This is a genomic window from Streptomyces sp. NBC_01433, assembly GCF_026340105.1.
Taxonomy (GTDB): Bacteria; Actinomycetota; Actinomycetes; order Streptomycetales; family Streptomycetaceae; genus Streptomyces.
Genome location: NZ_JAPEPM010000001.1, coordinates 5,681,767 through 5,707,460 on the forward strand (window position 1 = coordinate 5,681,767; position 25,694 = coordinate 5,707,460).

Sequence of the window (25,694 nt, forward strand, 5' to 3'; positions counted from 1 at the left end):
CGCCGCCCCAGGCGGACGCGTGTTCCGGATCACCGGGACAGCCGTGTCCGTGCCCTCGGGATGTGGCGTCCCCGGTGTCGTACCGCTTCATCTGTCGTCATCGACAGGCCCCGGAGTCCGTGCCCGAAGAGGCAGGAGGACCCGGTGGCCACCGCAGCCGAAATCACCGCCATGCGCCGAGCGATCGCGCTCGCAGCCCGCGGACTCGGCTCCACCAGCCCCAATCCGGTCGTCGGATGCGTGATCACCGACGCCGCCGGAGAGCCGGCCGGAGAGGGCTTCCACCAGTGCGCCGGAGGGCCGCACGCCGAGATACACGCGCTGCGCGCGGCCGGCGGGCGGGCCCGGGGCGGTACCGCCTACGTCACCCTCGAACCCTGTAACCACACCGGACGCACCGGCCCCTGCGCCCAGGCGCTCCTGCGCGCCGGGATCAGCCGTGTCGTGTACGCGGTCGGCGACCCGGATCCGCAGGCCACCGGCGGCGCGGACACCCTGCGCCGGGCCGGGATCCAGGCCGAGCAGGGGCTCCTCGCCGACGAGGCCGAGGCGGGCAACGCCGCCTGGCTGACCTCGGTGCGCCTCGGCCGCCCGTACGTCCTCTGGAAGTACGCGGCGACGCTCGACGGCCGGGTCGCGGCCGCCGACGCCACCAGTCGCTGGATCACCTCGCCCGAGGCCCGCGCCGATGTCCACCGGCTGCGCGCCGAGGCCGACGCCGTCGTGGTCGGCTCCGGCACCGCCCGCGTCGACGACCCCCAGCTGGGAGTACGCGGCATCGAGGGCGCCACCCAGCCGCTGCGGGTGGTCGTCGACACCGGCGCGACGGCCGTCAAGCCCGGCGCCCGCGTCCTCGACGCCACCGCGCCCGCCCTGATCGCGGTCGCCGACGACGCCCCCGCCGCCCATCTCCCCGAAGCGGCCGTCCTGCGGCTGCCGAGGGCCGCCTCCGGCCGGGGACTGGACCTGACGGCCCTGCTCGCCGCCCTCCACGGGCGGGGTATCCGCTCCGTACTCCTCGAAGGCGGGCCGACTCTGGCCGGTGCCTTCGTCGCCGCGGGGGCGGTCGACAAGGTCGTCGGCTATCTCGCCCCCGTTCTGCTCGGCGCGGGCCCCGCCGCCCTCGCCGACGCCGGAATCCCCACACTCGCGCGGGCGTTGCGCCTCGATGTGACCGAGACCGTCACTCTCGGCCCCGATCTGCGCATCACCGCCGTCCCCGTCACTGCTCGGAAGGGAAACTGAGTGTTCACCGGAATTGTCGAAGAACTGGGTGAGGTCACTGCCGTCGAGAAGCTCGACGACGCCTCCCGCTTCCGACTGCGCGGCCCCGTCGTCACCGAAGGCGCCAAACACGGCGACTCCATCGCCGTCAACGGGGTCTGCCTCACCGTCGTGGACCTCGGCGACCACGAGTTCACCGCGGACGTGATGGCGGAGACGCTCGACCGCTCCAGCCTCGGCGCCCTCGCGACCGGCTCCCGGGTCAATCTGGAGCGCCCCATGGCCCTCGGCGGCCGCCTCGGCGGACACATCGTCCAGGGCCACGTCGACGGCACCGGCCGCATCGTGGAGCGCAGGATCTCCGAGAACTGGGAGATCGTGAAGGTCTCCCTGCCCGCGGAGCTGGCCCGTTACGTGGTGGAGAAGGGCTCCATCACCGTCGACGGCGTGAGCCTGACCGTGGTGGACGCCGGGCCCGACTACTTCACCATCAGCCTCATCCCCACCACCCTCGCCCTGACCACGCTCGGCATCAAGCAGCCCGGCGACCCGGTCAACCTCGAAGTGGACGTGATCGCGAAGTACGTCGAGCGGCTGCTCGGCGCCAACGCGGTGCAGGGCGCTGTCCCCAACGCCGTGGCCGTGGGCGGATCGGCCGCGTCCGCACCCGTCCAGGGTGCTGCCCCCGGCGCGGCCCGGGGTGTGGTGCCGGATCCCGGGGAGCCGGTGACATGAGCGCGCTGACCTGGCTGAACTCGGAGGCGTTCACCGTCTTCGGGCAGCACATCATCTGGTCCGACATGCTCGGCAACACGATCGGTCTGGCGGCGCTCACCCTCGGCTGGCTCCGCTCCATCTGGACCTGGCCCGCCCAGCTCCTCTCCGGCGTCGTCCTGGTCGCGGCCAATGTCTCCGTGCACCAGGCGGGCAGTGTCGGCAAACAGCTGGTCGTCATCGCCGTCGCCGTCTGGGGCTGGCAGCAGTGGACCCGCGGCAGGCAGCGGGCCCAGGACGGCAGCATCGCCGTACGGTTCGCCACCTGGCGCGAGCGCGGTTACCTGATCGGCGGCGCGGCGCTCGGCACCCTGGCCGTCGGCGGTCTCTTCACGGCGTTCCCGTCCCTGTCCTGGAGCCCGTGGGCGGACGCCTACATCTTCGCGGGCACGCTCGTCGCGATGCTCGCCCAGGCGCGCGGCATGGTCGAGTTCTGGTTCGCCTGGCTCCTGGTCGACCTGGTCGGCGTCCCGCTCAATTTCCACAGCGGACTCGCCTTCTCCGGTCTCATCTACGTCGTCTACGGCGCCCTCGTCCTGTGGGGCATGCGCGACTGGTGGCTGCGCACGCGGTCACCCGCTCTGGAAGGAGCCACGGCATGACTGCCCAGCCCACCTGGTTGCACCGGGATCACGACCCGCTCGTCGAGAACCTCTCCCTCGACCCCGTCGAGCAGGCCATCCGCGACATCGCCGCCGGCCGGCCCGTCGTCGTCGTGGACGACGAGGACCGCGAGAACGAGGGCGACCTCGTCATCGCCGCCGAGAAGGCGACCCCCGAGATCGTCGCGTTCATGATGAGCGAATGCCGCGGGCTGATCTGCGCGCCCATGGAGAGCGACGAGCTGGAACGGCTCGAACTGCCGCAGATGGTCGCGCACAACACCGAGTCGATGAAGACCGCCTTCACCGTCTCCGTCGACGGCGGTGCCGCGCACGGCGTGACCACCGGCATCTCCGCCGCCGACCGTGCCACCACGCTGCGGTTGCTGGCGGGCGGCGTGGCCGGACCCGGCGACTTCGTCCGCCCCGGCCATGTCTTCCCGCTGCGGGCCCGCTCCGGCGGAGTCCTCGTACGCAACGGCCACACCGAGGCCGCCGTCGACCTGGCCCGGCTCGCCGGACTGCGGCCCGCCGGGGCGATCGTGGAGATCGCGGGCGAGGACGGCGTGATGCTGCGGCTGCCCGAACTGGTCCCCTTCGCCCGCAAGCACGGCCTGACGATCATCTCCATCGAGGACCTGATCGCCTACCGCCGCAGCGCCGAACCGACCGTCCGCCGCGAGGCCGAGGTCCGGCTGCCGACCGCGTTCGGCGAGTTCACCGCGTACGGCTACCGCTCCACCGTCGACGGAGTGGAGCATGTGGCGCTCGTCCACGGGGACATCGGCGACGGCGAGGACGTCCTCGTACGGATCCACTCGGAGTGCCTGACCGGCGACATCTTCCAGTCCCAGCGCTGCGACTGCGGCCCCCAACTGCACGCCGCCATGGAGCGCGTCACCGCGCAGGGCCGCGGCGTCGTCGTCTATCTGCGCGGCCACGAGGGCCGCGGCATCGGGCTGCTCTCCAAGCTGCGCGCGTACGAACTCCAGGAGCGCGGGGTCGACACCCTCGACGCCAATCTGGAGCTCGGCCTGCCCGCCGACGCCCGCGACTACGCGGCGGGCGCCCAGATCCTCGCGGACCTCGGTGTCGGCAGCCTCCGCCTGATGACCAACAACCCCGACAAGACCGCCGCGGTGCTGCGGCACGGGCTCGCCGTCACCGGCCGGGAGCCCATGCCCGTCCAGGCCGGGGAGCACAATCTGCGATACCTGCGCACCAAGCGCGACCGCATGGGCCACGACCTGCCCTGGCTCGACAGCGCCACCGCGTCGACGTGCAGCAACCAGTGACCCCGCCCCGTATCCCCATTCACCCCACCCACCACCCCGTAACCCCATTCACCACCCCCGTAACCCCACGGAACGAGCAGTAGGAGAGACATGAGCGGCAAGGGCGCACCCGAACTGTCCGTACGCAACTGCGGTGACCTGCGGGTGGCCGTTATCGCCGCCCAGTGGCACGAGCAGATCATGGACGGACTCGTCGACGGCGCCCTGCGCGCGCTGCGCGAGCTGGGCATCGACGAGCCGACCCTGCTCCGGGTCCCCGGCAGCTTCGAGCTTCCCGTCGTCGCCAAGGTCCTCGCGGGCCGCGGCTACGACGCGATCGTCGCCCTCGGCGTGATCATCCGCGGCGGAACCCCGCACTTCGAATACGTCTCCCACGGGGTCACCGCGGGCCTCACCCAGGTCACCGTCGACACCGGGGTACCGGTCGGATTCGGCGTCCTGACCTGTGACACCGAGGAGCAGGCGCTGGACCGGGCCGGTCTCGAAGGGTCCAACGAGGACAAGGGCCACGAAGCGGTCACCGCGGCCGTCGCCACCGCCACCACACTGCGCACCGTCAGCGAACCCTGGCGCTGAGTGCGGGCCGGCGACCCCGTATTCTAAGGACCATCATGGCGAACAAAACCTTCGAAGAGCTCTTCGCCGAGCTGCAGCTCAAGGCCGCCAACGGCGACCCCTCCACCTCCCGCACCGCCGAACTGGTGGACAAGGGAGTGCATGCCATCGGCAAGAAGGTCGTCGAGGAGGCGGCCGAGGTCTGGATGGCCGCCGAGTACGAGGGCAAGGAAGCCGCCGCCGAGGAGATCTCGCAGCTGCTCTACCACGTTCAGGTGATGATGGTCGCCCGCGGCATCTCCCTCGACGACGTCTACGCCCATCTCTAGGCCGACCACGCTCCCCGCACGTCCGCACGTCCGCAATCCCGCCCCTTCGCACCAAAGGACCCGACCCCATGCTGCGCATCGCCGTCCCCAACAAGGGTTCACTCTCCGGGCCTGCGATGGCGATGCTCCATGAGGCCGGATACCAGCAGCGCAAGGAGTCCAAGGAACTCGTTCTCGTCGACCCGGAGAACGAGGTCGAGTTCTTCTACCTGCGGCCCCGCGACATCGCGATCTACGTCAGCTCCGGCCGCCTCGACATCGGCGTCACCGGCCGCGACCTGCTGCTGGACTCCGGCGCCGACGCCGAGGAGATCCTCCAGCTCGGCTTCGCCCGCTCGACCTTCCGCTACGCCACCAAGCCCGGCACGGCCCACGGCCCGCAGGACTTCGACGGCATGACGATCGCCACCTCCTACGAGGGCATCGTCGCCAAGCACCTGGCCGACGTCGGCGTCAACGCCTCCGTCGTCCACCTCGACGGCGCGGTCGAGACCGCCATCGAGCTGGGGGTCGCCCAGATCATCGCCGATGTGGTGGAGACCGGCACCAGCCTGCGCAACGCCGGACTCGAAGTGATCGGCGAGCCGATCATGAAGTCGGAGGCCGTCGTCATCCGGCGCACCGGCGCCCCCGACGACGACCCGAAGGTGCAGCAGTTCCTCCGCCGCCTCCAGGGCGTCCTGGTCGCCCGCTCCTACGTGATGATGGACTACGACTGCCGCGTCGAGCACCTGGAGCGCGCCGTGGCCCTCACCCCGGGCCTGGAGTCGCCGACCATCTCCCCGCTGCACCACGAGGGCTGGGTCGCCGTCCGCTCCATGGTCGCCGCCAAGGAGGCGCAGCGGATCATGGACGACCTGTACGAGCTCGGTGCCCGCGCCATCCTCACCACGGCCATCCACGCCTGCCGTCTCTGACGGCCGGGGCGACCGAGAACACCGACAGACAAGAAGAGCGCCTGATGTCCGCCTCCGCCCCCCGGCCCGAACTGCCCACTCTCCCGGTCACCTTCAGGCCCACCCTCACCCGGGTGGTCCTGCTGGCCGTGGGTCTGGCGATGTTCCTCGTCATCACCGTCATCGCCCTGACCCTGGAGAAGCTGAACCCGGGGGAGCGGACCAGCTTCATCTTCGTCGCCGCGCTCTTCCTCGGCGTCCTGGCCCTGCTCAGCAGGCCCAAGGTCGTCGCCGACGACACCGGGGTCACCGTCGTCAACCTCACCCGCACCCGCAGGCTGGCCTGGGAGGAGATCCTCCGCGTCAATCTGCGGGTCGGTGACCCCTGGGTCTTCCTCGACCTCAGCGACGGCACCAGCCTGCCCGCGCTCGGCATCCAGCCCGGAATCGCCAAGCAGCAGGCCATCCGGGACGCCCGTGCGCTGCGCGTCCTCGCCGAATCCCGCGGCACCGGAGCGGACGCCGCCACGGACAACGGCTGAGCCCCCCTGCCCCGTACGGCCTCTTCTTGATTACTCTGGAGGGCGGCGGCGCCCAGTGCGCCCCGCCCCGCCCCAGAGGCCCCCAGGCCGGCGGGGTTTTTCCTGCGACCCAAGGAGTGACTCCCTCCAGCAATGGACGGATCGTCCGGTAGTACCTGCGCCGCCCCTTCCCCGGAGGCGGCGGCATGACCACCCCACTGCTGCTTCTCAGTGCGGCATTCCTTCTCATCCTCGCCAACGGATTCTTCGTGGCAGCCGAATTCGGGCTCGTCACCGTGGAGCGGCCGGACGCCGAACGCGCGGCCGCCGAGGGCGACCGGCGGGCCCGTACCGTCGTCGAAGCCCTGCGCGAACTCTCCTTCCAGCTCTCCGGCACCCAGCTCGGCATCACCATCACCTCGCTGGTCGTCGGCATGCTCGCCGAACCGGCACTCGCCCAGCTGCTCACCGGCCCCCTGACCGCCACCGGACTGCCCGAACGGGCCGCACCCGGTGTCAGCGTGGTCATCGGGATGCTGCTCGCCGCCGCCGTCCAGATGGTGATCGGCGAACTCGTCCCGAAGAACTGGGCGATCTCGCGACCGCTCCAGGTCGCCCGTTTCGTCGCCGGGCCCCAGCACCGTTTCGCGACCGTGCTGCGCCCCGTGATCACCGCACTGAACACCCTCGCCAACCGGCTGGTGCGCCTGCTGGGCGTGGAGCCCACCGATGAGCTGGCCTCCGCCCGTACCCCGGGCGAGCTGGTCTCCCTGGCCAGGCACTCGGCCGAGGCCGGCACCCTGGAACAGGACACCGCCGACCTCTTCGTACGGACCCTGTCGCTGGCCGGACTCACCGCCCAGCACGTCATGACCCCGCGCGTGAAGGTGAGCGCCCTCCAGTCGTCCGCGACCGCGGCGGACGTCCTCAACCTCACCCGTGCCACCGGCCTCTCCCGCTTCCCGGTATACCGGGACCGCATCGACGAGGTCGTCGGCATGATCCACCTCAAGGACGCCCTCGCCGTCCCCGCCCAGGAGCGGCTGCGCACCCCGGCCGGCCGGATCGCCGTACCACCGCTTCTGGTGCCGGAGAGCCTGCCCGTCGAGCAGCTCCTCCGGCGGCTGCGCAAGGAGCAGCCGATCGCCGTCGTCGTCGACGAGTACGGCGGGACCGCCGGAGTCGTCACCCTTGAGGACATCATCGAGGAGCTCGTCGGCGAGGTCCGCGACGAGCACGACGCGGAAGGCGCCGACCGGCCGGAGCTGGCCACCGCCCTCGGTGAGGACGGCCGTACCGTCTGGGACGCCGAAGGCAGCTGCCGGGTCCTCACCCTGCGCCGGATAGGCCTCGACGTACCGGACGGGCCGTACGAGACCGTGGCCGGACTGGTCGCCGATCTGCTGGGCCGCATCCCCGCCCCCGGGGACCGCGCGGAGCTCCCCGGCTGGCGGATCTCCGTCCGCCAGGTCGGCCACTACCGTGCCGAACAGGTCCGCTTCACCCGCACGGCGGACCTGCCGGAGAACGGCACGGCCGCCGAGCCCTCCGCGCGAGTGCTGCTGGAGGCCGTGCGATGAGCCTGCTCCAGCTGCTGTTCGCCGGGCTCCTGGTGCTGGCGAACGGCTTCTTCGTCGGCGCCGAGTTCGCTCTCGTCTCCGTACGCCGCAGCCAGGTCGAACCGCTCGCCGCGAGCGGATCGAGCCGGGCCCGCCAGGTCCTGTACGGACTGGAGAATCTGCCGCAGATGATGGCCGCCGCCCAGTTCGGCATCACCATCTGCTCACTCACCCTGGGCGCCGTCGCCGAGCCGACCGTGGCCCACCTCCTCGAACCGGTCTTCCACGCGGCGCGTGTTCCCGAGGGGCTCATCCACCCGCTCGGGTATGCGCTGGCTCTCGTCTTCGTGGTCGTCCTCCACCTCGTCATCGGCGAGATGGTCCCGAAGAATCTCGCGATGGCCGCCCCGGAGAAGACCGCTCTGTGGCTCAGTCCGGGACTGGTCGGTTTCGCCCGGCTCTGCCGCCCGGTCACCACGGGACTGGGCGCCTGTGCCCGGATCGTGCTGATGCTCTTCCGGGTCGAGCCCAAGGACGAGGTCGAGGCCGTGTTCACCAGCGAGCAGCTCAACCGGCTCGTGGAGGACTCCGGACAGGCCGGCCTGCTGGAGCCGGAGGCACAGGAGCGCCTGGAGGACGCGCTCGAACTGGGCAGCCGGCCGGTCACCGATGTGCTCCTGGAGCGGGCGTCGCTGGTGACGGTGGACCCCTCCGTCACCCCGCGCAGGATCGAGGAGCTGACCGTACGGACCGGCTACTCGCGCTTCCCCGTCTGCGCGGAGGGCGGCGGCCCCTTCATGGGCTACCTGCACGTCAAGGACGTCCTGGACCTGGAGGACGGCGAACGGGCCGTACCGCAGCAGATCTGGCGCCCGATGGCGACGGTACGAGCGGAGCTCCCCCTGGACGACGCCCTCACCGTGATGCGCCGCGCCGCGACGCATCTGGCCCAGGTGGCCGACTCCTCTGGCCGGGTGCTGGGCCTGGTCGCCATGGAGGACGTCCTGGAAATGCTGGTGGGAGAGGTCCGCGACCCGGCCCACCGCGTCTCGGTACCCCGCCGCACGGTGGACGTACCGACGGCCCCTCAGGAACAGAAGGCCCTGGCGGGCCGCGCCTGACGGACCGGGGGTCCGGTGCCACCCGGCGCGGGTGGCACCGGACCCCTCGGCCACTGTGCCCCGCCACCGCGCGCCCTCACGGCGTTCCTGCGCTCACGAGGTCTCTGGGCGCTCACGCCGTTCCCGGCTCCTGGGGCCCGCGGTCCACCGGTCCCCGCCCGGACAGGACCTCCCCGTACGCCTGCATCAGATCCGGCAGCCGCAGCGTCGCCAGATCGTCGCGCGTCGGCACGGCCGCGTACCCGGACAGCCGCAGATCCCGGTAGGCGCAGCTCTTCTCGTACAGCGTCCGCAGGAACCGCCCGTTGCCCAGCTCGTCGATCCAGCCCTGGTCGACGACATGCCCGCTGATGCTGCGCAGCTCGTCCACGGACTCCTCGTCCCACACATCACCGTTCTCGGCGGCCAGCACCCCACCGATCGCGGTGAGTTCCAGGGGGCGGTAGCTCGGGAAGTCCACCCGGCTGGTGAAGCGGGAGGAAAGCCCGGGATTGGTGGCGAGCAGCCGGTCCATGCCCTCCGGGTAGCCCGCGAGGATGACGACGAGATGGTCCCGGTTGTCCTCGGCCCGCTTGAGGAGGACCTGAAGCGCCTCGTCGCCGTACGCATCGCCCTTGCTGTAGCCCGAGTTGGACAGGCTGTACGCCTCGTCGACGAAGAGCACCCCGCCGAGCGCCGAGTCGATCAGCTCATTGGCCTTGACCGCCGTCTGGCCGAGGAACTCCCCGACCATATCGGCCCGTTGCGCCTCCACCAGATGATCGCCGCCGAGCAGTCCGAGGGCGTAGAAGACCCGCCCCAGAATGCGGGCGACGGTGGTCTTGCCGGTGCCGGAGGGGCCGGAGAAGACGAAGTGGCGCTTCGGCGGCTGGACGGGCAGTCCCTGCTCGGCCCGCAGCCGGGCCATGTTCAACTGCGCGGACAGGGCCTTGACCTGGCGCTTTACCGGTTCGAGGCCGACCATTCGCTCCAGTTCCGCCAGCGCTTCGGCGAGCAGCACGGGATCGCTGGGCCCGGCGGGGAAGGTGGGCCGCTTCGGTGCTGCTGCCGCCGCCTTGTGGCGTACGCCCTCGACGGGTGGAGGTACGGCCGGACCCGGATCCGGGACCGGCCACGGTTCCCGGCTGTCCACGAGATCCGTACCGAGCGGTGATTCGCTCTCCGGCTGGATCTCCGTGCCCGTACCCTCCACGCCGAATCCGGTCAGCGACACGGCGGCCAGGTCGGCGGAGTCGTCGTACCCGTCGCCCTCGGAGATCGCCGCGAGCCGGGCCGAGGTGTCCATGAAGGCCGGGTCGACGCGGTGCACCGCACGGTAGAGGGGCAGGGCGGCCGCGCTGCGTCCCGTCCCCTCGTGGGCCCTGGCCAGCCAGTAGCGCAGCTCCTTGCGCTGCGGCTGCTCGCTGCGGCAGCGCATCAGGGCGGCCGAGAGCAGCGGTTCGGCCTGCCCGTACATCTCCAGGCGCACCCGCGCCATGCCGCCGAAGAGCCCCGCCTCGATGCCGAGCATCGGATCGTCGACGAGCTGTTCGGTGTAGCGGACGAGCTGGTCCCAGTCCTTGACCAGGTAGGAACGGCAGGCGTGCAGGAACCGCACCTGGGAGTCGGTGTCGACCGGCGGCAGCCCGGCCAGCGCCCGGTCCAGTTCCGGGACATGGCGGCCGTCCAGCCAGTGCGAGGCGTGCGCGAGCAGCAGGTCGCGCGGGCTCTCCAGCACCGGTTGTACCCACCAGCCCAGCCAGTACCACGAGTTCAGCGTGCGGCGGTGGCGGGAGCGCTGCTCGCCGAAGCGTTCACGGTGGCGGTACATGCGCAGCAGCGCCGTGGTGGTGTCGACGCGCAGCGCGTGGAGGCCGAGCCAGCCGTCCGCCATGCCGGGGTCGAACCGCACCGCGGCTCTGAACTCCTCCTCCGCCTGCGGATACGCGCCCATGGTGTAGGCGTCCACGCCACGCAGCCAGGCGAGGTCGGCGGGGGCCTGTGCGCCCTGCGTGCCGATGTCCATCAGGTCCCCCACACAACCGTGCCCCCAGGATGTCCCGCCCGCTCAGCATGCCCACCGGAGCGCGCCGAATCACTGTGCTGAGGAGGGGAATTGACCGCACCGAAGTGCATCGTACCTGCACAGAGGGTGAGCGGCTAAGGGGCCTTCGACGCAGCGCGGAACGTGACCGAGGGTGAGCGTATCGCCCTGCGTGGTCGCGAAGGAAGCGGTGCGGGAGCAGAACGAAGCCCCCGATCACGGGGGAACAATCGGGGGCTTCGCGTCCTTGGGGGCTCCGAAAAGCCGCACAATGAGAACGTAAGACCTGTACGGCCCCTCGGTCAAGCCGAGTTGGCGGACTTCCGGGCCGAATCCCGGGCGCTCGGCAGAGACCACTCCGCTACTCACCCTGGGTGAGGGAACGAGTCACTCCTGCTGCCGCACGAGGTCCCTCCAGCCACTCGTATCCCTCCGGCAACTGGCGTACCAGGACATCGGCGAACGGGCGGGAGGGATCGGTGGCGAAATGCCGCTCCTCGGCGGCGGTCCAGCCGTCCCAGAACTCCGAGAGCCCCGGCCCGTCGCGACGACGCCCCCGCTCCCAGGACGGGCCCCGGTCCCACTCCATCCAGCACAGCGCGGCCAGTCGCGGACGCAGTATCCGGCGGCCGGAACCCACGCCCTCGACCAGTACCACGGGCGCGGGCTCCAGCGTCCTGGGCGGACCGAAGCGCCGGGCCGTCCAGTCGTACGGGGCATACCGGGCGCACTCCCCGCGCGAGAGCGGCAGGAGCACCTGCTCGCGCAGCCGGTCCGTCCAGTCGAAGAGCTGATCGTGGGTGGCGAGATCGTCCAGGTGCAGTACGGGCGCGTCGCCGAGGGCCGCCGCGAGCCGGGCCGCGAAGGTGCTCTTGCCCGAGCCCGCGTGCCCGTCGATCGCGATCAGCCGCACCGGCCCGCAGGAAGGGGGCAGGGTGCGCAGGGCTGCCGCATGGCCTGCCAGGTCGTTCATGTGTCCAGCGTACGGTCCGGTCTTCGAGCGGTCCGGAGCACGCGCAGGTCACATCAGTGGACCAGACCAATATTGATGGTGCGGCACACGGCGAATCACTGGCAGAACCCGGCCGGGACCCGCGATAGTTGGCGCACGGATCGGTACCCGCAGCCCCACCACCGCTCACGACCGGGGGTCTCGCCCATGACCAGACCGACTTCACGCAGAACCGTACTGACCGCCGCACTCGCGGCAGCGGCTGCGGCCGGCCCGGTGGCGTCCGCCGGCCCCGCGGCGGCCGCGGCACCCTCCTCCGGCTCCTCCGACCCGTTCGGCTCCTCCGGCCGGACCCCGGCACCCTGGGCGGCGGCATCCGACGTGGACAACCGTTTCTGGAGTACGTACACCGACTGGCGCCGCGGTTCCGGCGACGGAACCCGTGCCACGGCGGGCCGCAGGCCCGGCCTGGTGATCGCCACCCCCGTCGGTACCGCCGACTACACCGACCCGCACACCGGGAAGTCCGCCACCTGGGAGTACGCGACCTGGACCTCGCCGGTCCACCGCTCCACGGTGCCGGCGACCGAGGTGATCGCCTCCTGGAACGCCACGACCCCGGTGGGCACCTGGATCCGGATCGAGCTGAGCGGCGGCTACTCGGACGGGACCGCGACGCCGTGGTTCGTGATGGGGCGCTGGGCGGCGGGCGACGGCGACATCCGGCGTACCTCCGTCGACGACCAGAGCGACGGCAAGGGTTCCGTCTGGACCGACACGTTCTCCGTGGACGACCCGGCGAGCGGGCTGCGGCTGGCCTCGTACCGGCTGCGGGTCACCCTGTACCGCACCCCCGGCAGCGGGCTCACCCCGACGGTCCTGCGGCTCGGCGCGATGGCCTCGGACGTCCCCGACCGTTTCACCGTCCCGGCCAGCACCCCCGGGCTCACCCGTGAACTGCGGGTGCCCCGCTACTCGCAGAACGTCCATGTGGGGGAGTACCCCGAGTACGACAACGGCGGCGAGGCCTGGTGCAGCCCCACCTCCTCGCAGATGATCATCGAATACTGGGGGCGCAGGCCCACGGCGGAGGACCTCGCCTGGGTCAAGCCTGGCCTCGCCGACCCGCAGATCTGCCACGCGGCCCGGTACACCTTCGACTATCAGTACGAGGGCTGCGGCAACTGGCCCTTCAACGCCGCCTACGCGGCCACGTACCACGACATGAGCGCGGTCGTCACCCGGCTCGGCTCGCTCACCGACGTGGAGAAGCTGGTCCGGGCCGGCATCCCCGTCATCACGTCCCAGTCCTTCCTCAAGGAGGAGCTGACCGGGGCGGGCTACGGGACCTCCGGCCATCTGATGACGGTGATCGGCTTCACCGCGCAGGGCGACATCATCGCCAACGACCCCGCGTCGCCCGACAACCCGGCCGTGCGTCGCGTCTACCAGCGGCGCGAATGGGAGAACATCTGGCTCCGCACCAAGCGCTACGACGCGAACGGCAAGGTCAGGAGCGGTACGGGCGGGGTCTGTTACGTCTACTGGCCGGCGCGGCCGACACCGGTTCAGCGCCGGGTGCTGAGGTCGTTCGGCCTGCTGTGAGCATGTCGGGCGCCACGCCCGCCTCACCGCACGCGCTCGCCTGATGGCCCCACGGCCCCACCGGAGGTGCGCACGGGGTCACGTTCTCCGACTCCGCCGAGAAGCAGCCCCACCATCGGCGACCCGCGTCAGCCGGTCAGGGGCATTGTCCCCACCACCGTCCACTTCACGGTGCCCGACCTGAACCTCACCGTGGCACAAAAGTTCAAGAGCCACTGGAAGAAGGTCCGGGACCAGCCGCCGTACATCTACTCCTTCGAACTGACCGTCAACGCGAAGAAGAACCGCATCACCAAGTGGACGCTCAGCTTCGGCGTCGGCAAGGGCGTCACGATGGAACGCCAGCACCTCTCTCCCCGACCAGGGGGAGGAGCCCCGTGTGCGGACCACTGTGGAGTGGTTCGCGTCGGTCGAGCGGCGCGGGGCTACGGAGGGGCAGCGGGACCTCTTCGACAGTGACCCGGTGACCGCGGTCAACCTCAGGCGTATCACCGTGGACGGAGCGGATCTCGGCCGGTTCTCTTCGGATGGTTGGCGTGCCCGTGTCACAGGGGCTTTCCAAGACTTCTTCCGGTTCGAGTATCCCGTGGTGGAATCCGTCGGGCTGGGTGACTTGGCACGTATCGACAACCGGTCGGCCGTTGAAGGAGCGATCGCCCGAGCAGGGGCCGACGAGACCGTCTCCGGACTCGAACGCGGCGTGGACACCCGGCTGGGTCCGACCTGGGAGGGGGGTGTCGATCTCTCCCACGGGCAGTGGCAGAGGATCGCGCTGGCGCGCGGATTCATGCGGGACAAGCCCCTGCTCATGGTCCTCGACGAGCCGACGTCCGCGTTGGACGCGGAGACGGAACATGTTCTGTTCGAGCGCTACGCGACGGCTGCGCGCGGGCACGGAGCCGACGCCGCGTCACAGATCACCGTACTGATCTCGCACCGGTTCTCCACCGTCGGCATGGCCGATCTGATCGCCGTGATCGACGGAGCCCGCGTGGTCGAGCACGGCTCGCACACGCGGCTCATGGCCCTCAAGGGCCTGTACGCCGAGCTCTACGGCCTCCAGGCGGCTTCGTACCGGGACGGAGCCACGGTATGAACGACGGGCGAAGTAAGGAGGTTCGCCGGCCGGAAAGGTCGCCTTGGTGACCGGAGGTTCGCGCGGAGTCGGCCGCGGTATCGTCGCGCGCCTTGTCCGCGACAGAGCGACCGTGGGAGTCGGATGCCGGGAGAGCGCGGCGGACGCCGACGACAGTCGAGAGGATTCGCCCAGTTCCGGACGCTTACCGCGTATTCCGCCAGGACACGCGGGACGCCGCCTGGCACCACGGCGAGATTCGGGCCCGCTTCCGCGGCACTCGGGTCAACGGGGGACGTCCGCAACCGCACGAACGAGTGGGATGCCCTGACCGCGAACCGCGCCCGCCGCGCCCGTACCGGGGGCCCCGGGGACCGGTACGGGCTGCTGGAGAACATTCTGGGCTGGACGCTCGTGGTCGTGCTCGCCATGTTCGTCACCCAGGCCGGACTGATGTGATCCGCGCACGTGTGTTCGCGCACGTGTGATCCGCGCACGCGGAAGGGGCGGAGAGCCCGCCCGGCTCCCCGCCCTCGTGTGCGATCCGTCGGTGCTAGTTGATCGCCTTGATCAGCTCGCCGTCGGTGGTGTCACCGCTCAGCTCCCAGAAGAAGGTGCCTCCCAGGCCCTGCTGGTTCTTGTACTGCATCTTCGAGGCGATGGTGGCCGGGGTGTCGTAGCTCCACCAGTTGGTGCCGCAGTGGGCGTACGCCGTTCCGGCCACGGTGCCCGTCGCCGGGCAGCTGCTCTTGAGGACCTTGTAGTCCTCGATACCCGCCTCGTACTTGCCCGCTGCCGCACCCGTCGCCGTACCGCCCGGCTCGGACTGGGTGACCCCGGTCCAGCCGCGGCCGTAGAAGCCGATGCCGAGCAGCAGCTTCTCGGAGGGGATGCCGAGCCCCTTGAGCTTGGAGATCGCGGCGTCGGTGTTGAAGCCCGCCCGCGGAATGCCGGTGTAGGAGGTCAGCGGGGAGTGCGGAGCCGTCGGGCCCTTCGCGTCCCAGGCGCCGAAGAAGTCGTACGTCATCGGGTTGTACCAGTCGAGGTACTTCGCCGCTCCCGCGTAGTCCACGGCGTCGATCTTGCCGCCGTCCGAGCCGTCGGCGGTGATCGCCGAGGTGACCAGGTTGCCCGTGCCGAACTTTGTGCGCAGGGCGGACAGCAGGTTGCCGTAGGCGTCGCGGCCACTGGTGTCGCAGGTCAGGCCGCAGGCGTTGGGGTACTCCCAGTCGATGTCGATGCCGTCGAAGACATCGGCCCAGCGGGGGTCCTCGACCAGGTTGTAGCAGGACTCGGCGAACGCGGCCGGGTTCTTGGCCGCCTCACCGAAGCCCCCCGACCAGGTCCAGCCGCCGAAGGACCAGAGGATCTTGAGGTCCGGGTGCAGCTTCTTCAGCTTGCGCAGCTGGTTGAAGTTGCCGCGCAGCGGCTGGTCCCAGGTGTCGGCCACCCCGTCGACCGACTGGTCGGCGGTGTACGCCTTCTCGTAGTCGGCGTAGGAGTCGCCGACCGAGCAGTTGCCTCCGGTGACATTGCCGAAGGCGTAGTTGATGTGCGTGAGCTTGGCTGCGGAACCCGACGTCTCGATGTTCTTGACGTGGTAATTGCGGTCGTAGACACCCCAGTTGGTGAAGTATCCGACCACCTTGTTACCGGCCGCGGTGGGGGCGGCCTCGGCGGCGGCAGGAGCTGCCGCCTGCTGGGCGGCGGGGGCCGCGCCGGCTGAAGACGTACCCGCGACGCCGAGCAGCGTGGCGCCGAGGGCGGCCGTACAAGCGGCTGCGGCGAGCGCCCGGAACCGGGCGCGGGGGCGGTGCGATGTGAACATCGTGGCTCCTCGTGGGGGAGGGCTTGAGCGTGGGGGGTGCAAGGTGGGCCACCGCACGGGAGGCCCCCGCGCACAGGTGGGTCCGGTGCGCAGCCGAGCTCCGTACGGGTTGGCATGAACGCGGCGAGGCGTTCGGTGGAACCGTAGATGGACTAGACCAGTTGGGTCAATGGTTCGTACCAATTTCCATGACCGTCCCTCCCTCGGGCACCCCGTGACGCAAGCGCTCCCATCGGGCATACTCGACCCGCAACAGCCGCTGGCCAGCGCCTCTCGTGATCCGAGAGGGCAGGATCGGTTGCGGAGTACCGCTATTCCCGGGCGTGGCCCGGGAGATCACCCGGCGGCGCCGCTCACACCCCGCGCGCGCGACCGTCGCAACGCCCGACAGGGAGGAGAGCGCCGTCATGTCCGACCGTGCCCCGCAGCTGGTGGAACGCCGTCTGCCCACCGAGGAGTCCCGGCAGCTCGTCGCGCTCGTGCGCGACATCGTGTCGAAGGAGATCGCTCCCCGGGCCGCCGAGGAGGAGGAAGCGGGCACGTTCCCGCGCGAGGTCTTCACCCTGCTCTCCGAGTCCGGGCTGCTCGGACTGCCCTACGACTCCGCGCACGGCGGCGGCGACCAGCCCTACGAGGTCTATCTCCAGGTGCTGGAGGAACTGGCCGCGGCCCGGCTCACGGTCGGTCTCGGCGTCAGCGTCCACTCGCTGGCCTGCCACGCGCTCGCCGGATACGGCACCGAGGAGCAGCGGGCCTCGCACCTCCCCGCCATGCTCTCGGGCGGCCTGCTGGGCGCCTACTGCCTCTCCGAGCCCTCCTCGGGCTCCGACGCCGCCTCGCTGCGCACGAAGGCGGTACGGGACGGTGACGACTGGATCATCACCGGCACCAAAGCCTGGATCACGCACGGCGGTATCGCCGACTTCTACACCGTGCTGGCCCGCACCGGTGCCGAGGGCCCGCGCGGCATCACCGCCTTCCTCGTCCCCGGCGATGCCGAGGGCCTGAACGCGGCCGTTCCCGAGAAGAAGATGGGAATGAAGGGCTCGCCCACCGCCCAACTCCACTTCGACGGCGTGCGCATCGGCGACGACCGCCGCATCGGCGAGGAGGGGCAGGGCTTCGCCATCGCGCTGTCCGCGCTCGACTCCGGGCGCCTGGGGATCGCCGCGTGTGCCATCGGTGTCGCCCAGGCGGCCCTGGACGAAGCGGTCGGATACGCCACCGGGCGCCGCCAGTTCGGCCGCCCCATCGCGGACTTCCAGGGACTGCGCTTCATGATCGCCGACATGGCCACCCAGATCGAGGCGGGGCGCGCGCTCTATCTGGAGGCGGCCCGGCTGCGCGACGCGGGGCAGCCCTTCTCGCGGCAGGCGGCCATGGCGAAGCTGTTCTGTACGGACGCGGCGATGCGGGTGACCATCGACGCGGTGCAGGTGCTCGGCGGCTACGGCTACACCCTCGACTTCCCGGTCGAGCGGCTGATGCGCGAGGCCAAGGTGCTCCAGATCGTCGAAGGGACCAATCAGATCCAGCGGATGGTCATCGCCCGCCATCTCGCGGGTCCCGAGACGCGCTGAACCGGAAGGGCCCCTCCGACCACACGGGTGTGGCCATGATCCGGTTCCACTCCTGGTCGTGGCGGCCCGGCAGGGTCCGCCCGGCGCTCTCCCAACGGCGCAGCATGGCCCGGTAGACGGGCGGTTCGGCAGCCGGCGTCATGGCGGAGCGCCCCGTCGCCCGGGGCATGGGCTGCGGGACGGAACGCGGCAGTGACCGGGCGGCGGGGCGGGGTGCTGACGGCTGGGCCACGGGTGCGGGCGCCGTGGGGGCACCGGGCTGCGACGCGGATGGCGGGCCCGGTTGCGGCACCGGCTGCGGAACCGATTCTTCGGGAGGCGGGGAGGCGAGACGGCGGCGACCGGGGCCGGCTGTTGAATGCAGCATCGTCATGCCGGGCCAACGCCGACAGGCGCCGCCGGGTCACTGTCCGGCCGATTCGGGCGCCAGTTCGTCACTTTGTCCGAGCCGACCGCGCGTCGCGCCACGCGCACGTATGCCGGTCGCGCGCCCGCCATGGATTAGCGGGACAGCCCTGAGCTCACCGGGGAGCGGCGGATTCGCTTGCCGCGGGCACCACGTCGGCCGGTCCGTCGTGGTGCGGCGCAGGGGTGAGGAGCCGTCAGGCGGCGTGTCGCCGCATCGGCGACACCTGCAGCGGGCGCGAGCCGGGGCCACCGGCGTGGGAGAAGGGCTGCATCCGCCAGTCGAGGCCCTGAGGGAGCGTCAGCAGCAGGGCCGTCTCCTGCTCCTGGACCTCCAGCGACTCGTCGGCGGCCCGCGCGTCCGAGGCGCCGCGCCCGGTGCCGGCGCACACCGTGAGGACGAACGGGTTCCAGGGAGTGGGGCACAGCGCGTGCTCCGGGAGGACGTCCTCGTCGGCCAGGAGCGCGATCGGCTGCGTGCAGTCCGGGCAGATCACTCGGAACATCTCGAACGTGTCGTACGCGTCGGGCGCGCCGTCCTCGTCCGGATCGGCGGGTTCAGGTTCGGTACGTCCGGTGAGCTTCAGGCTCTGCATGGGAATTCCCCCCTCGGGTGGGCCGGCAAGGCGCCACGCCCTCGGCCACAGCAAGCACTTCCCGTCGCGCGCGGGCCGTAACCGCGAGGCCGTTGCCTACCCACCCGTAAACCTGTGGTATTCGTCACATGCCGCCCGCAGGTGCCCTTCCTGGGCCCCCGCGGGTGTGCCGGGAGGGACCTGGGGCAATAGGTTGATCCGCATGGAGGAGCTGGACCGTCAGATTGTGGAGTTGCTCGTCAAGGACGGGCGGATGAGCTACACCGACCTGGGCAAGGCCACGGGCCTGTCCACCTCGGCCGTTCATCAGCGTGTCCGCCGGCTGGAGCAGCGCGGGGTGATCCGCGGTTACGCCGCGGTCGTCGACCCCGAGGCGGTCGGCCTGCCCCTCACCGCGTTCATCTCGGTGAAGCCGTTCGACCCGAGCGCGCCGGACGACATCGCGGAGCGGCTTGCCGGGGTGCCGGAGCTGGAGGCGTGCCACAGCGTCGCCGGGGACGAGAACTACATCCTCAAGGTGCGTGTGGCGACCCCGCTGGAGCTGGAGCACCTGCTCAGCCGGATCCGTACTCTGGCCGGCGTGTCCACGCGTACGACCGTCGTTCTGTCCACCCCGTACGAGGCGCGGCCACCGCACATCTGAGGTCCCGGAGGCCGTGGGGACAGCCCTTCGGTGAGGGGGGTGCGGAGCGGAAGGCTCCGGGCAGGCGCGAGACTGGTCACATGACCGACAGCACCGCCTCCCAGAGCGCCCCCGAACACCGCACCGTGCTGCTGCGCGGTGGAGACGTCCACAGCCCGGCCGATCCATTCGCCACTGCGATGGTCGTCGAACGCGGGCATGTCGCCTGGGTGGGTTCCGAAGGGGCCGCCGACGCCTTCGCGAGCGGCGTCGACGATGTGGTCGACCTCGAAGGAGCCCTGGTCACCCCGGCCTTCACGGACGCCCACGTGCACACCACGGCGACCGGCCTGGCCCTGACCGGGCTCGATCTCTCCGGCGCCCGCACCCTCGCCGAAGCCCTCGATCTCGTACGTGCGTTCGCAAACAGTCGCTCCGCCGACCGGGTGCTGCTCGGACACGGCTGGGACGCGGCCCGCTGGCCCGAGCGGCGCCACCCGACGAGGGGCGAACTCGACGCGGCCGCGGGCGGCCGGGCCGTCTATCTGCCCCGGATCGATGTGCACTCCGCGGTCGTCACGACCGCCCTGCTGGATCTCGTCCCGGGCGTCACGGAGATGACCGGATATCACCCCGACGAGCCGTTGACCGGCGCCGCCCACCACGCCGTGCGGTCCGCCGCGCACGGCGCGCTCTCGGCCCGGCAGCGCGCGGACGCCCAGCGTGCCGCGCTGAGCCACGCCGCCTCGCTCGGCATCGGCACCGTCCACGAGTGCGCGGGACCCGACATCTCCGACGAGGAGGACTTCACGGGCCTCCTGAAGCTCGCCGCCGAGCATCCCGGGCCGCGGGTCTTCGGGCTCTGGGCCGAGCCGGTCGCCGACGAGAAGGGCGCACGCCGCGTCCGGGAACTCGGCGCGATCGGCGCGGCCGGGGACCTCTTCGTCGACGGTTCCCTCGGCTCGCACACCGCCTGCCTGCACGAGCCGTACGCGGACGCCCCGCACACGGGCACCGCGCACCTGGACGCCGCGCAGATCGCCGCCCATGTCACCGCGTGCACCGAGGCGGGGCTCCAGGCGGGCTTCCACGCCATCGGCGACGCCGCGGTCTCCGCCGTCGTCGACGGCGTCCGGGCCGCCGCCGGGACGCTCGGGCTCGCCCGGATCCGCGCCGCCCGCCACCGGGTCGAACACGCCGAGATGCTCACCCCCGAGACCGTCGCCGCCTTCGCCGAACTGGGCCTCACCGCCTCCGTCCAGCCCGCCTTCGACGCGGCCTGGGGCGGCGCGGACGGCATGTACGCCCAACGCCTCGGTGCGGAGCGGGCGGCGACCCTCAACCCGTACGCGGCCCTGCTGCGCGCCGGTGTGCCGCTCGCCTTCGGCTCGGACAGTCCGGTCACCCCGCTGGATCCGTGGGGGACGGTGCGGGCCGCCGCCTTCCACCGGACACCTGGGCACCGGATCTCCGTACGGGCCGGTTTCACCGCCCACACCCGTGGTGGCTGGCGGGCCGTCGGCCGCGACGACGCGGGGCTCCTGGTGCCCGGCGCCCCGGCCGACTACGCGATCTGGCGGACCGACGAACTGCTGGTCCAGGCGCCCGACGACCGGGTCGCCCGCTGGTCGACCGACCCCCGGTCCGGCACCCCCGGCCTGCCCGATCTCACTCCCGGAGCCGAACTCCCCGTCTGCCTGCGCACGGTGGTGTTCGGACAAACAGTCTACGTACGACCGAACGAGTGACGTGTGGACATTTCGTACCGCCGATCGAAGGCGTACGCATTCTGCCGCGACCTGCGGATCTCCGGCGCCGACCAGGCAATTTGGGCAAAAGCCGCAGGTTGAGCGACTGTTGACAGAACGCGCCCACGGGCCGGTAGGTTCGGCCGAGTCCACCACAGGACGTCCGACCGGTTAAACCTCCACGCAGTCGTCGAACGCCGCTGGGTCATGGGGTGGTGTGCCGCACCGGCGCACCACCACTGACAGCCAGGTTCAGCGTCCGCGCCTCGGGGGCGAGGGAAGGTTTCAGCCGGACGGAGGGTGCGACCCGGGTGGGGCCCGGACGTTCAGTAGACAACGGCTTTCGGTCGACCCGCAGCCAGCGGGTCCCAGGTCGGCCCGAAGGGCGCCGGGCCCCGATCCGCAGTGCTGTCCGCGGCTCCGGCCGCCAGTTCTGTCCCTGGTTCCACGGGTCTGCCCCGACCTGCGTGGCATGGCTGGGCGACCGCGTCGGAGTCCGGCGGTGATGCGCTCGATATGGTGTGCGTCTGCGTACGGACTTTAAGGGGCAGCAGTGAACGACGGCGGTCAGAGGCAGTACGGCCCGCTCGGCAAGGTCTTGGTGATCATTCCGACCTACAACGAGGTCGAGAACATCAAGCCGATCGTCGACCGCGTGCGCGCCGCCGTGCCGGAGGCCGACATCCTGGTCGCCGACGACAACAGCCCCGACGGCACGGGCAAGGCCGCCGACGAGATCGCGTCGCGGGACGACAAGGTCCATGTCCTGCACCGCAAGGGCAAGGAAGGGCTCGGCGCGGCCTATCTGGCGGGCTTCGGCTGGGGCTCCGAGCACGGATACGGCGTTCTGGTCGAGATGGACGCGGACGGCTCCCACCAGCCCGAGGAGCTGCCCCGGCTGCTCACCGCGCTCAAGGGTGCGGACCTGGTCCTCGGCTCCCGCTGGGTCCCGGGCGGACGGGTGGTCAACTGGCCCAAGAGCCGCGAAATGATCTCCCGGGGCGGCAGCCTGTACTCCCGCCTCGCCCTCGGCCTCTCGGTCCGGGACGTCACCGGCGGCTACCGCGCCTTCCGTACCGAGACCCTCAAGGGCCTCGGTCTCGACGAGGTCGCCTCGCAGGGCTACTGCTTCCAGGTGGACCTCGCCCGCCGCTCCGTCGAAGCGGGCTACCACGTGGTCGAGGTGCCGATCACCTTCGTGGACCGCGAGATCGGCGACTCGAAGATGAGCCGGGACATCCTCGTCGAGGCACTGTGGCGGGTCACCGGCTGGGGCATCACGACCCGGACCAACAAGGTCCTGGGCCGCAAGCACTCCTGAGGGTCCCCCCCCCCGGCCGGCCGAGCGTCGAGACCGCCCGAGGGTCCGCCGCCGTCGCGTCATGATCACCCCCTTACGTCACTTGCACGCCCTTACGGGCACACTGGGGGCATGACGACCGGCACACCGCCCCCGACCCGTCCGAAGCGCTCACGCGCCCGCACCTTCCTGCCGCTCGGCATCGCCGCCTGGCTGGTGCTGGAGATCTGGCTGCTGACCGTGGTGGCAGGCGCGGCGGGCGGGCTCACCGTCCTGCTGCTCCTGGTGGCCGGCGGTGTCCTCGGAGCCGTGGTCATCAAACGGGCCGGGCGGCGCGCCTTCCGCAATCTCACCGAGACCCTTCAGCAGATGCCGGGGCAGCCCGGCGCCCCCGCCACCCCGCCCGCCGCTCCCGCGGGCACCAAGGGCAACGGCTTCCTGATGCTGGGCGGCCTGCTGCTGATGATCCCCGGCATGATCTCGGACCTGGCCGGGCTGCTCCTGCTGGTGCCGCCGGTCCGCACGATGCTCAGCCGGTCCGTGGAGCGTTCCCTGGAGCGCCGGATCCGGGCCGCGTCGCCCGACAGCCTCTCGGGCGCCTTCCAGCAGGCCCGTATGCACCGGCCGGATGGAAAGGTCGTCCAGGGCGAGGTCATCCGCGAGGACGGCACACAGGCGCCCTCACGCCCCGACGACGACCCCCGGGGCCCGCGCCCGCCCCTGAGCCCCTGACGCCGTAACCGGGCCGGAGCGCCCCGTCCGGGCCTCGCCCGACGGGGCGCTCCGACGCCCGAGCCGCGGGTCCGGAGCGCGCACGGCCCACATGCCCCGAGCGCACACGGCCCGCGGGTCCGGAGCGCGCACGGCCCACATGCCCCGAGCGCACACGGCCCGCGGGTCCGGAGCGCGCACGGCAACCGCGACCAGGAAGCCGCAGGTCCTGGAGCCGGGCACAGCGAAGAGCCGCGGGCCGTGACACAGAATCTGTGTCACGGCCCGCGGCTCTTCTATGCGGTGTTACGCGGTCAGGCAGATTTCCTGCTGTCCCGCGGATGCACGGCAATGTTCATGGCTCCGGAGCGCAGAACCGCCAGCCTCTCGGCCAGCACCTCCTCCAGCTCCTCGCGGGTGCGCCGCTCCATGAGCATGTCCCAGTGCGTACGCGCAGGCTTGCCCTTCTTCTCCTCGGGGCCATCCCCGTCCACCAGAAGTGCCTGGGCGCCGCACGCCTTGCACTCCCACTCCGGCGGAATTTCCGCCTCTACCGAGAACGGCATCTCAAATCGATGTCCGTTCTGGCATGCGTACTCCACCGCCTGGCGCGGGGCCAGATCGATGCCGCGGTCCGTCTCGTAGCTGGTAACCACAAGTCGCGTGCCGCGGAGAGCTCGCTCACTCATGAATCGTGCCTCCCGGGCTTGTCGCCCACAGGACAGAAGTCGCTGTCGTCGTCATCCGGTCAACGTCCGGTCGGCGGTAAAGATTCCCGTTGCCGGTCATGCGTCGCCCGTCGTGCCGCTGCTTTTTCAGGGTTGAGTACCCACCAATGCCCGGTTTGTCACATCTGGTGGAAGGTGTCACCCAACGGTTCTGTTGCTTCCACTCGCAGTAACGGTCCTCCGGGCAGGCCAAAGGCGTACACTACCGGCCTTTCACTTCAACGTCTAAATCCGGTCCGGAACAGGGTTGCCCGCGGCCGCCACGGCCCGCCGTACCGGCACCCTCGCGAGCAGTACGGAACCGAGCACGAAGAAGAGGACCAGCGAGATGATCGCCTCCCGGTAACTGCCGGTCAGCTGGTACGCCACACCGAAGACCAGCGGCCCCAGCCAGCTCAGGCCCCGGTCGCTCATCTCGTACGCGGAGAAGTACTCGGCCTCCTTCCCGCGCGGCACCAGGTGCGAGAAGAGCGAACGGGACAGGGCCTGACTCCCGCCCAGCACCAGGCCGATCGCCGCCGCCAGCACGTAGAAGAAGACGGGCGCGTCGGCGGGCAGGAAGTACGCGGCGACCAGGATCAGCGTCCAGATCACCAGGGAGGCCAAGATCGTGCGCTTCGCGCCGTACACCCGGGCGAGCCGCCCCATCCCCAGGGCACCCGCCACCGCGAGCACCTGCACCAGCAGCACCGCCGTGATCAGGGTCGTCTGATCGAGGCCCAGCTCCTCGGAGCCGTACACCGAGGCCTGCGAGATCACCGTCTGCACCCCGTCGTTGTAGACGAGATACGCGAGGAGGAAGGACAGCGTGAGGGGGTGGCGGCGCATGTCGCGCAGGGTGGCCATCAGCTGTCGCCAGCCCGAGCCGACCGCCCCCTCGCCGTCCGGCGGCACCCGGCGGTCGCGCAGCCGGCGCAGCGGAATGAGGGTGAAGGCGCCCCACCACACACCCGCCGAGGCGAGACAGACGCGCACCGCGTCGGACTCCGAGAGCCCGAACGAGTCGTGGCCCGTGTAGAGGACCAGATTCAGCACCAGGACCAGCGCGCCCGAGGTGTACCCGAAGGCCCAGCCGCGCGAGGAGACCGCGTCCCGCTCCTCCGGCTCGGCGATCTGCGGGAGATAGGAGTTGTAGAGCACCATCGACACGGAGATCGACGCGTTGGCCACGATCAGCAGGAAGGCGCCCAGCAGATAGCGGTGGCCGTCCAGGAAGAACATTCCGGTCGTCGCCGCCGCGCCGACATAGGCGGCCGCCGCGAGCAGTGGCTTCTTGCGGCCGGTACGGTCCGCGGCGGCGCCCACGATCGGCATCAGCACCACGGCCACCACGACCGATGCCGAGACGGCGTACGCGAACAGCGATCCGGCCCGCACGGGTATGCCCAGCGGGTGGACGAACCCGTCCGGGCCGGCCGCGGCCTTGGCTATCGACGTCAGATAGGGGCCGAGGAAGACGGTGAGCACGCTGGTGGAGTAGACGGAGCAGGCGAAGTCGTAGAAGTACCAGCCGCGTTGCTCACGCAGGCGGGCGGCCGCCGCTCCGGTGTCCGGCGGCAGCTCCGCCGGATCGGCCGTCCCTGTGGTTCCCGTACTCAACCCGCGCCCCCTCGGTCGTCCCCGTGCGTACGTGGACGGACCGGCG

The 25,694-nt window shown here is 71.0% G+C and carries 24 protein-coding genes and 1 pseudogene; 19 read left to right on the plus strand and 6 right to left on the minus strand.

All coding sequences use genetic code 11. From position 1 onward, the window contains the following. Positions 1-144: 144 nt before the first annotated feature. The 10 genes from ribD to OG413_RS25530 all read left to right on the plus strand — a co-directional run bounded on the left by ribD (position 145) and on the right by OG413_RS25530 (position 8,876). Entirely contained in the window at positions 145-1,245 is a 1,101-nt protein-coding gene (gene ribD / locus OG413_RS25485) for a bifunctional diaminohydroxyphosphoribosylaminopyrimidine deaminase/5-amino-6-(5-phosphoribosylamino)uracil reductase RibD (protein ID WP_266809059.1), read from the plus strand. Beyond that, positions 1,246-1,959: a riboflavin synthase gene (locus OG413_RS25490; protein WP_266809061.1), complete on the plus strand. Its 714-nt coding sequence runs from the start codon at positions 1,246-1,248 to the stop codon at positions 1,957-1,959. It begins immediately after the preceding gene. After that, positions 1,956-2,600, plus strand: a complete 645-nt coding sequence (locus OG413_RS25495) for a nicotinamide mononucleotide transporter family protein (protein WP_266809063.1) — start codon at positions 1,956-1,958, stop codon at positions 2,598-2,600. The genes OG413_RS25490 and OG413_RS25495 overlap by 4 nt, the downstream gene beginning before the upstream one ends. Continuing rightward, complete coding sequence (locus tag OG413_RS25500; protein ID WP_266809065.1) at positions 2,597-3,895, plus strand: bifunctional 3,4-dihydroxy-2-butanone-4-phosphate synthase/GTP cyclohydrolase II; 1,299 nt, start codon at positions 2,597-2,599, stop codon at positions 3,893-3,895. The genes OG413_RS25495 and OG413_RS25500 overlap by 4 nt, the downstream gene beginning before the upstream one ends. 90 nt (positions 3,896-3,985) lie before the next feature. Further along, positions 3,986-4,471, plus strand: a complete 486-nt coding sequence (gene ribH / locus OG413_RS25505) for a 6,7-dimethyl-8-ribityllumazine synthase (protein ID WP_266809066.1) — start codon at positions 3,986-3,988, stop codon at positions 4,469-4,471. A gap of 35 nt (positions 4,472-4,506) precedes the next feature. Continuing rightward, complete coding sequence (locus OG413_RS25510) at positions 4,507-4,779, plus strand: phosphoribosyl-ATP diphosphatase (RefSeq protein WP_056787177.1); 273 nt, start codon at positions 4,507-4,509, stop codon at positions 4,777-4,779. A gap of 68 nt (positions 4,780-4,847) precedes the next feature. Further along, positions 4,848-5,696 carry an ATP phosphoribosyltransferase gene (gene hisG / locus OG413_RS25515; protein WP_073722533.1) on the plus strand — a complete coding sequence of 283 codons (849 nt, stop codon included), beginning with the start codon at positions 4,848-4,850 and terminating at the stop codon, positions 5,694-5,696. A 44-nt stretch (positions 5,697-5,740) separates the two neighbouring features. Further along, on the plus strand, positions 5,741-6,217 hold the full coding sequence (locus OG413_RS25520) for a PH domain-containing protein (protein WP_266809068.1): 477 nt from the start codon (positions 5,741-5,743) through the stop codon (positions 6,215-6,217). 185 nt (positions 6,218-6,402) lie between these two features. Next, the gene (locus tag OG413_RS25525) at positions 6,403-7,776 is read left to right on the plus strand and encodes a hemolysin family protein (protein WP_266809070.1); all 1,374 of its coding nucleotides are present in this window, start codon (positions 6,403-6,405) and stop codon (positions 7,774-7,776) included. Continuing rightward, positions 7,773-8,876 (plus strand): hemolysin family protein, encoded by a 1,104-nt coding sequence (locus OG413_RS25530; RefSeq protein ID WP_266809071.1) that lies wholly within the window; start codon positions 7,773-7,775, stop codon positions 8,874-8,876. The genes OG413_RS25525 and OG413_RS25530 overlap by 4 nt, the downstream gene beginning before the upstream one ends. 112 nt (positions 8,877-8,988) lie before the next feature. Here the strand turns inward: OG413_RS25530 and OG413_RS25535 are convergent, their stop codons facing one another. Both OG413_RS25535 and OG413_RS25540 read right to left on the minus strand, forming a co-directional pair. Then, positions 8,989-10,881, minus strand: coding sequence for an AAA family ATPase (locus tag OG413_RS25535; RefSeq protein WP_266809072.1), 1,893 nt, complete (start codon positions 10,879-10,881; stop codon positions 8,989-8,991). Between the two features lie 379 nt (positions 10,882-11,260). Next, complete coding sequence (locus tag OG413_RS25540; RefSeq protein ID WP_266809073.1) at positions 11,261-11,872, minus strand: uridine kinase; 612 nt, start codon at positions 11,870-11,872, stop codon at positions 11,261-11,263. Between the two features lie 186 nt (positions 11,873-12,058). On the opposite strand from OG413_RS25540, the gene OG413_RS25545 reads away from it, so the two are divergent. From OG413_RS25545 to OG413_RS25560, 4 genes and pseudogenes are all read left to right on the plus strand, one after another. Continuing rightward, positions 12,059-13,456, plus strand: coding sequence for a peptidase C39 family protein (locus OG413_RS25545; RefSeq protein ID WP_266809075.1), 1,398 nt, complete (start codon positions 12,059-12,061; stop codon positions 13,454-13,456). A gap of 379 nt (positions 13,457-13,835) precedes the next feature. Beyond that, on the plus strand, positions 13,836-14,552 hold the full coding sequence (locus OG413_RS25550; protein ID WP_266809077.1) for an ABC transporter ATP-binding protein: 717 nt from the start codon (positions 13,836-13,838) through the stop codon (positions 14,550-14,552). A 43-nt stretch (positions 14,553-14,595) separates the two neighbouring features. Beyond that, positions 14,596-14,673, plus strand: a pseudogene (locus OG413_RS25555) (short-chain dehydrogenase); the annotation flags it as partial. 2 nt (positions 14,674-14,675) lie between these two features. Then, entirely contained in the window at positions 14,676-14,990 is a 315-nt protein-coding gene (locus OG413_RS25560; protein WP_266809079.1) for an SCO1431 family membrane protein, read from the plus strand. Positions 14,991-15,084: 94 nt separating this feature from the next. Here OG413_RS25560 and OG413_RS25565 read toward each other — a convergent pair whose 3' ends face one another. Continuing rightward, the gene (locus tag OG413_RS25565; RefSeq protein ID WP_266809081.1) at positions 15,085-16,359 is read right to left on the minus strand and encodes a glycoside hydrolase family 18 protein; all 1,275 of its coding nucleotides are present in this window, start codon (positions 16,357-16,359) and stop codon (positions 15,085-15,087) included. A gap of 407 nt (positions 16,360-16,766) precedes the next feature. Here OG413_RS25565 and OG413_RS25570 point away from each other — a divergent pair, with 407 nt between their 5' ends. Continuing rightward, a complete protein-coding gene (locus OG413_RS25570; RefSeq protein ID WP_266809083.1) occupies positions 16,767-17,939 on the plus strand; it encodes an acyl-CoA dehydrogenase family protein in 1,173 nt (390 codons plus the stop codon). A 602-nt stretch (positions 17,940-18,541) separates the two neighbouring features. Here OG413_RS25570 and OG413_RS25575 read toward each other — a convergent pair. Continuing rightward, positions 18,542-18,940, minus strand: a complete 399-nt coding sequence (locus tag OG413_RS25575) for a hypothetical protein (RefSeq protein WP_266809085.1) — start codon at positions 18,938-18,940, stop codon at positions 18,542-18,544. 202 nt (positions 18,941-19,142) lie between these two features. Here OG413_RS25575 and OG413_RS25580 point away from each other — a divergent pair, with 202 nt between their 5' ends. The 4 genes from OG413_RS25580 (at position 19,143) to fxsA (ending at position 23,342) form a co-directional block, all read left to right on the plus strand. After that, entirely contained in the window at positions 19,143-19,583 is a 441-nt protein-coding gene (locus tag OG413_RS25580; RefSeq protein ID WP_266809087.1) for an Lrp/AsnC family transcriptional regulator, read from the plus strand. 80 nt (positions 19,584-19,663) lie between these two features. Further along, complete coding sequence (locus OG413_RS25585) at positions 19,664-21,310, plus strand: amidohydrolase (protein WP_266809089.1); 1,647 nt, start codon at positions 19,664-19,666, stop codon at positions 21,308-21,310. Positions 21,311-21,863: 553 nt separating this feature from the next. Beyond that, positions 21,864-22,631: a polyprenol monophosphomannose synthase gene (locus OG413_RS25590; protein WP_266809091.1), complete on the plus strand. Its 768-nt coding sequence runs from the start codon at positions 21,864-21,866 to the stop codon at positions 22,629-22,631. 111 nt (positions 22,632-22,742) lie between these two features. Further along, a complete protein-coding gene (gene fxsA / locus OG413_RS25595) occupies positions 22,743-23,342 on the plus strand; it encodes an FxsA family membrane protein (protein ID WP_266809093.1) in 600 nt (199 codons plus the stop codon). A gap of 293 nt (positions 23,343-23,635) precedes the next feature. Here fxsA and OG413_RS25600 read toward each other — a convergent pair whose 3' ends face one another. Together OG413_RS25600 and OG413_RS25605 are read right to left on the minus strand one after the other, a co-directional pair. Then, on the minus strand, positions 23,636-24,010 hold the full coding sequence (locus OG413_RS25600; protein ID WP_003959706.1) for an RNA polymerase-binding protein RbpA: 375 nt from the start codon (positions 24,008-24,010) through the stop codon (positions 23,636-23,638). 264 nt (positions 24,011-24,274) lie between these two features. Then, the gene (locus OG413_RS25605; RefSeq protein ID WP_266809095.1) at positions 24,275-25,648 is read right to left on the minus strand and encodes an MFS transporter; all 1,374 of its coding nucleotides are present in this window, start codon (positions 25,646-25,648) and stop codon (positions 24,275-24,277) included. Between the last annotated feature and the right edge of the window lie 46 nt (positions 25,649-25,694).

Excerpts from the sequence above, each read along its gene's own strand:
- OG413_RS25510 (WP_056787177.1), top strand. The coding sequence starts at position 4,507 with ATGGCGAACAAAACCTTCGAAGAGCTCTTCGCCGAGCTGCAGCTCAAG.
- OG413_RS25585 (WP_266809089.1), top strand. The coding sequence starts at position 19,664 with ATGACCGACAGCACCGCCTCCCAGAGCGCCCCCGAACACCGCACCGTG.
- OG413_RS25580 (WP_266809087.1), top strand. The coding sequence starts at position 19,143 with ATGGAGGAGCTGGACCGTCAGATTGTGGAGTTGCTCGTCAAGGACGGG.
- OG413_RS25560 (WP_266809079.1), top strand. The coding sequence starts at position 14,676 with ATGCCGGGAGAGCGCGGCGGACGCCGACGACAGTCGAGAGGATTCGCC.
- OG413_RS25545 (WP_266809075.1), top strand. The coding sequence starts at position 12,059 with ATGACCAGACCGACTTCACGCAGAACCGTACTGACCGCCGCACTCGCG.
- ribH (WP_266809066.1), top strand. The coding sequence starts at position 3,986 with ATGAGCGGCAAGGGCGCACCCGAACTGTCCGTACGCAACTGCGGTGAC.
- OG413_RS25600 (WP_003959706.1), bottom strand. The coding sequence starts at position 24,010 with ATGAGTGAGCGAGCTCTCCGCGGCACGCGACTTGTGGTTACCAGCTAC.
- OG413_RS25520 (WP_266809068.1), top strand. The coding sequence starts at position 5,741 with ATGTCCGCCTCCGCCCCCCGGCCCGAACTGCCCACTCTCCCGGTCACC.
- OG413_RS25565 (WP_266809081.1), bottom strand. The coding sequence starts at position 16,359 with ATGTTCACATCGCACCGCCCCCGCGCCCGGTTCCGGGCGCTCGCCGCA.
- OG413_RS25570 (WP_266809083.1), top strand. The coding sequence starts at position 16,767 with ATGTCCGACCGTGCCCCGCAGCTGGTGGAACGCCGTCTGCCCACCGAG.
- OG413_RS25500 (WP_266809065.1), top strand. The coding sequence starts at position 2,597 with ATGACTGCCCAGCCCACCTGGTTGCACCGGGATCACGACCCGCTCGTC.
- OG413_RS25575 (WP_266809085.1), bottom strand. The coding sequence starts at position 18,940 with ATGCAGAGCCTGAAGCTCACCGGACGTACCGAACCTGAACCCGCCGAT.
- OG413_RS25525 (WP_266809070.1), top strand. The coding sequence starts at position 6,403 with ATGACCACCCCACTGCTGCTTCTCAGTGCGGCATTCCTTCTCATCCTC.
- OG413_RS25495 (WP_266809063.1), top strand. The coding sequence starts at position 1,956 with ATGAGCGCGCTGACCTGGCTGAACTCGGAGGCGTTCACCGTCTTCGGG.
- hisG (WP_073722533.1), top strand. The coding sequence starts at position 4,848 with ATGCTGCGCATCGCCGTCCCCAACAAGGGTTCACTCTCCGGGCCTGCG.
- OG413_RS25540 (WP_266809073.1), bottom strand. The coding sequence starts at position 11,872 with ATGAACGACCTGGCAGGCCATGCGGCAGCCCTGCGCACCCTGCCCCCT.
- OG413_RS25535 (WP_266809072.1), bottom strand. The coding sequence starts at position 10,881 with ATGGACATCGGCACGCAGGGCGCACAGGCCCCCGCCGACCTCGCCTGG.
- fxsA (WP_266809093.1), top strand. The coding sequence starts at position 22,743 with ATGACGACCGGCACACCGCCCCCGACCCGTCCGAAGCGCTCACGCGCC.
- OG413_RS25530 (WP_266809071.1), top strand. The coding sequence starts at position 7,773 with ATGAGCCTGCTCCAGCTGCTGTTCGCCGGGCTCCTGGTGCTGGCGAAC.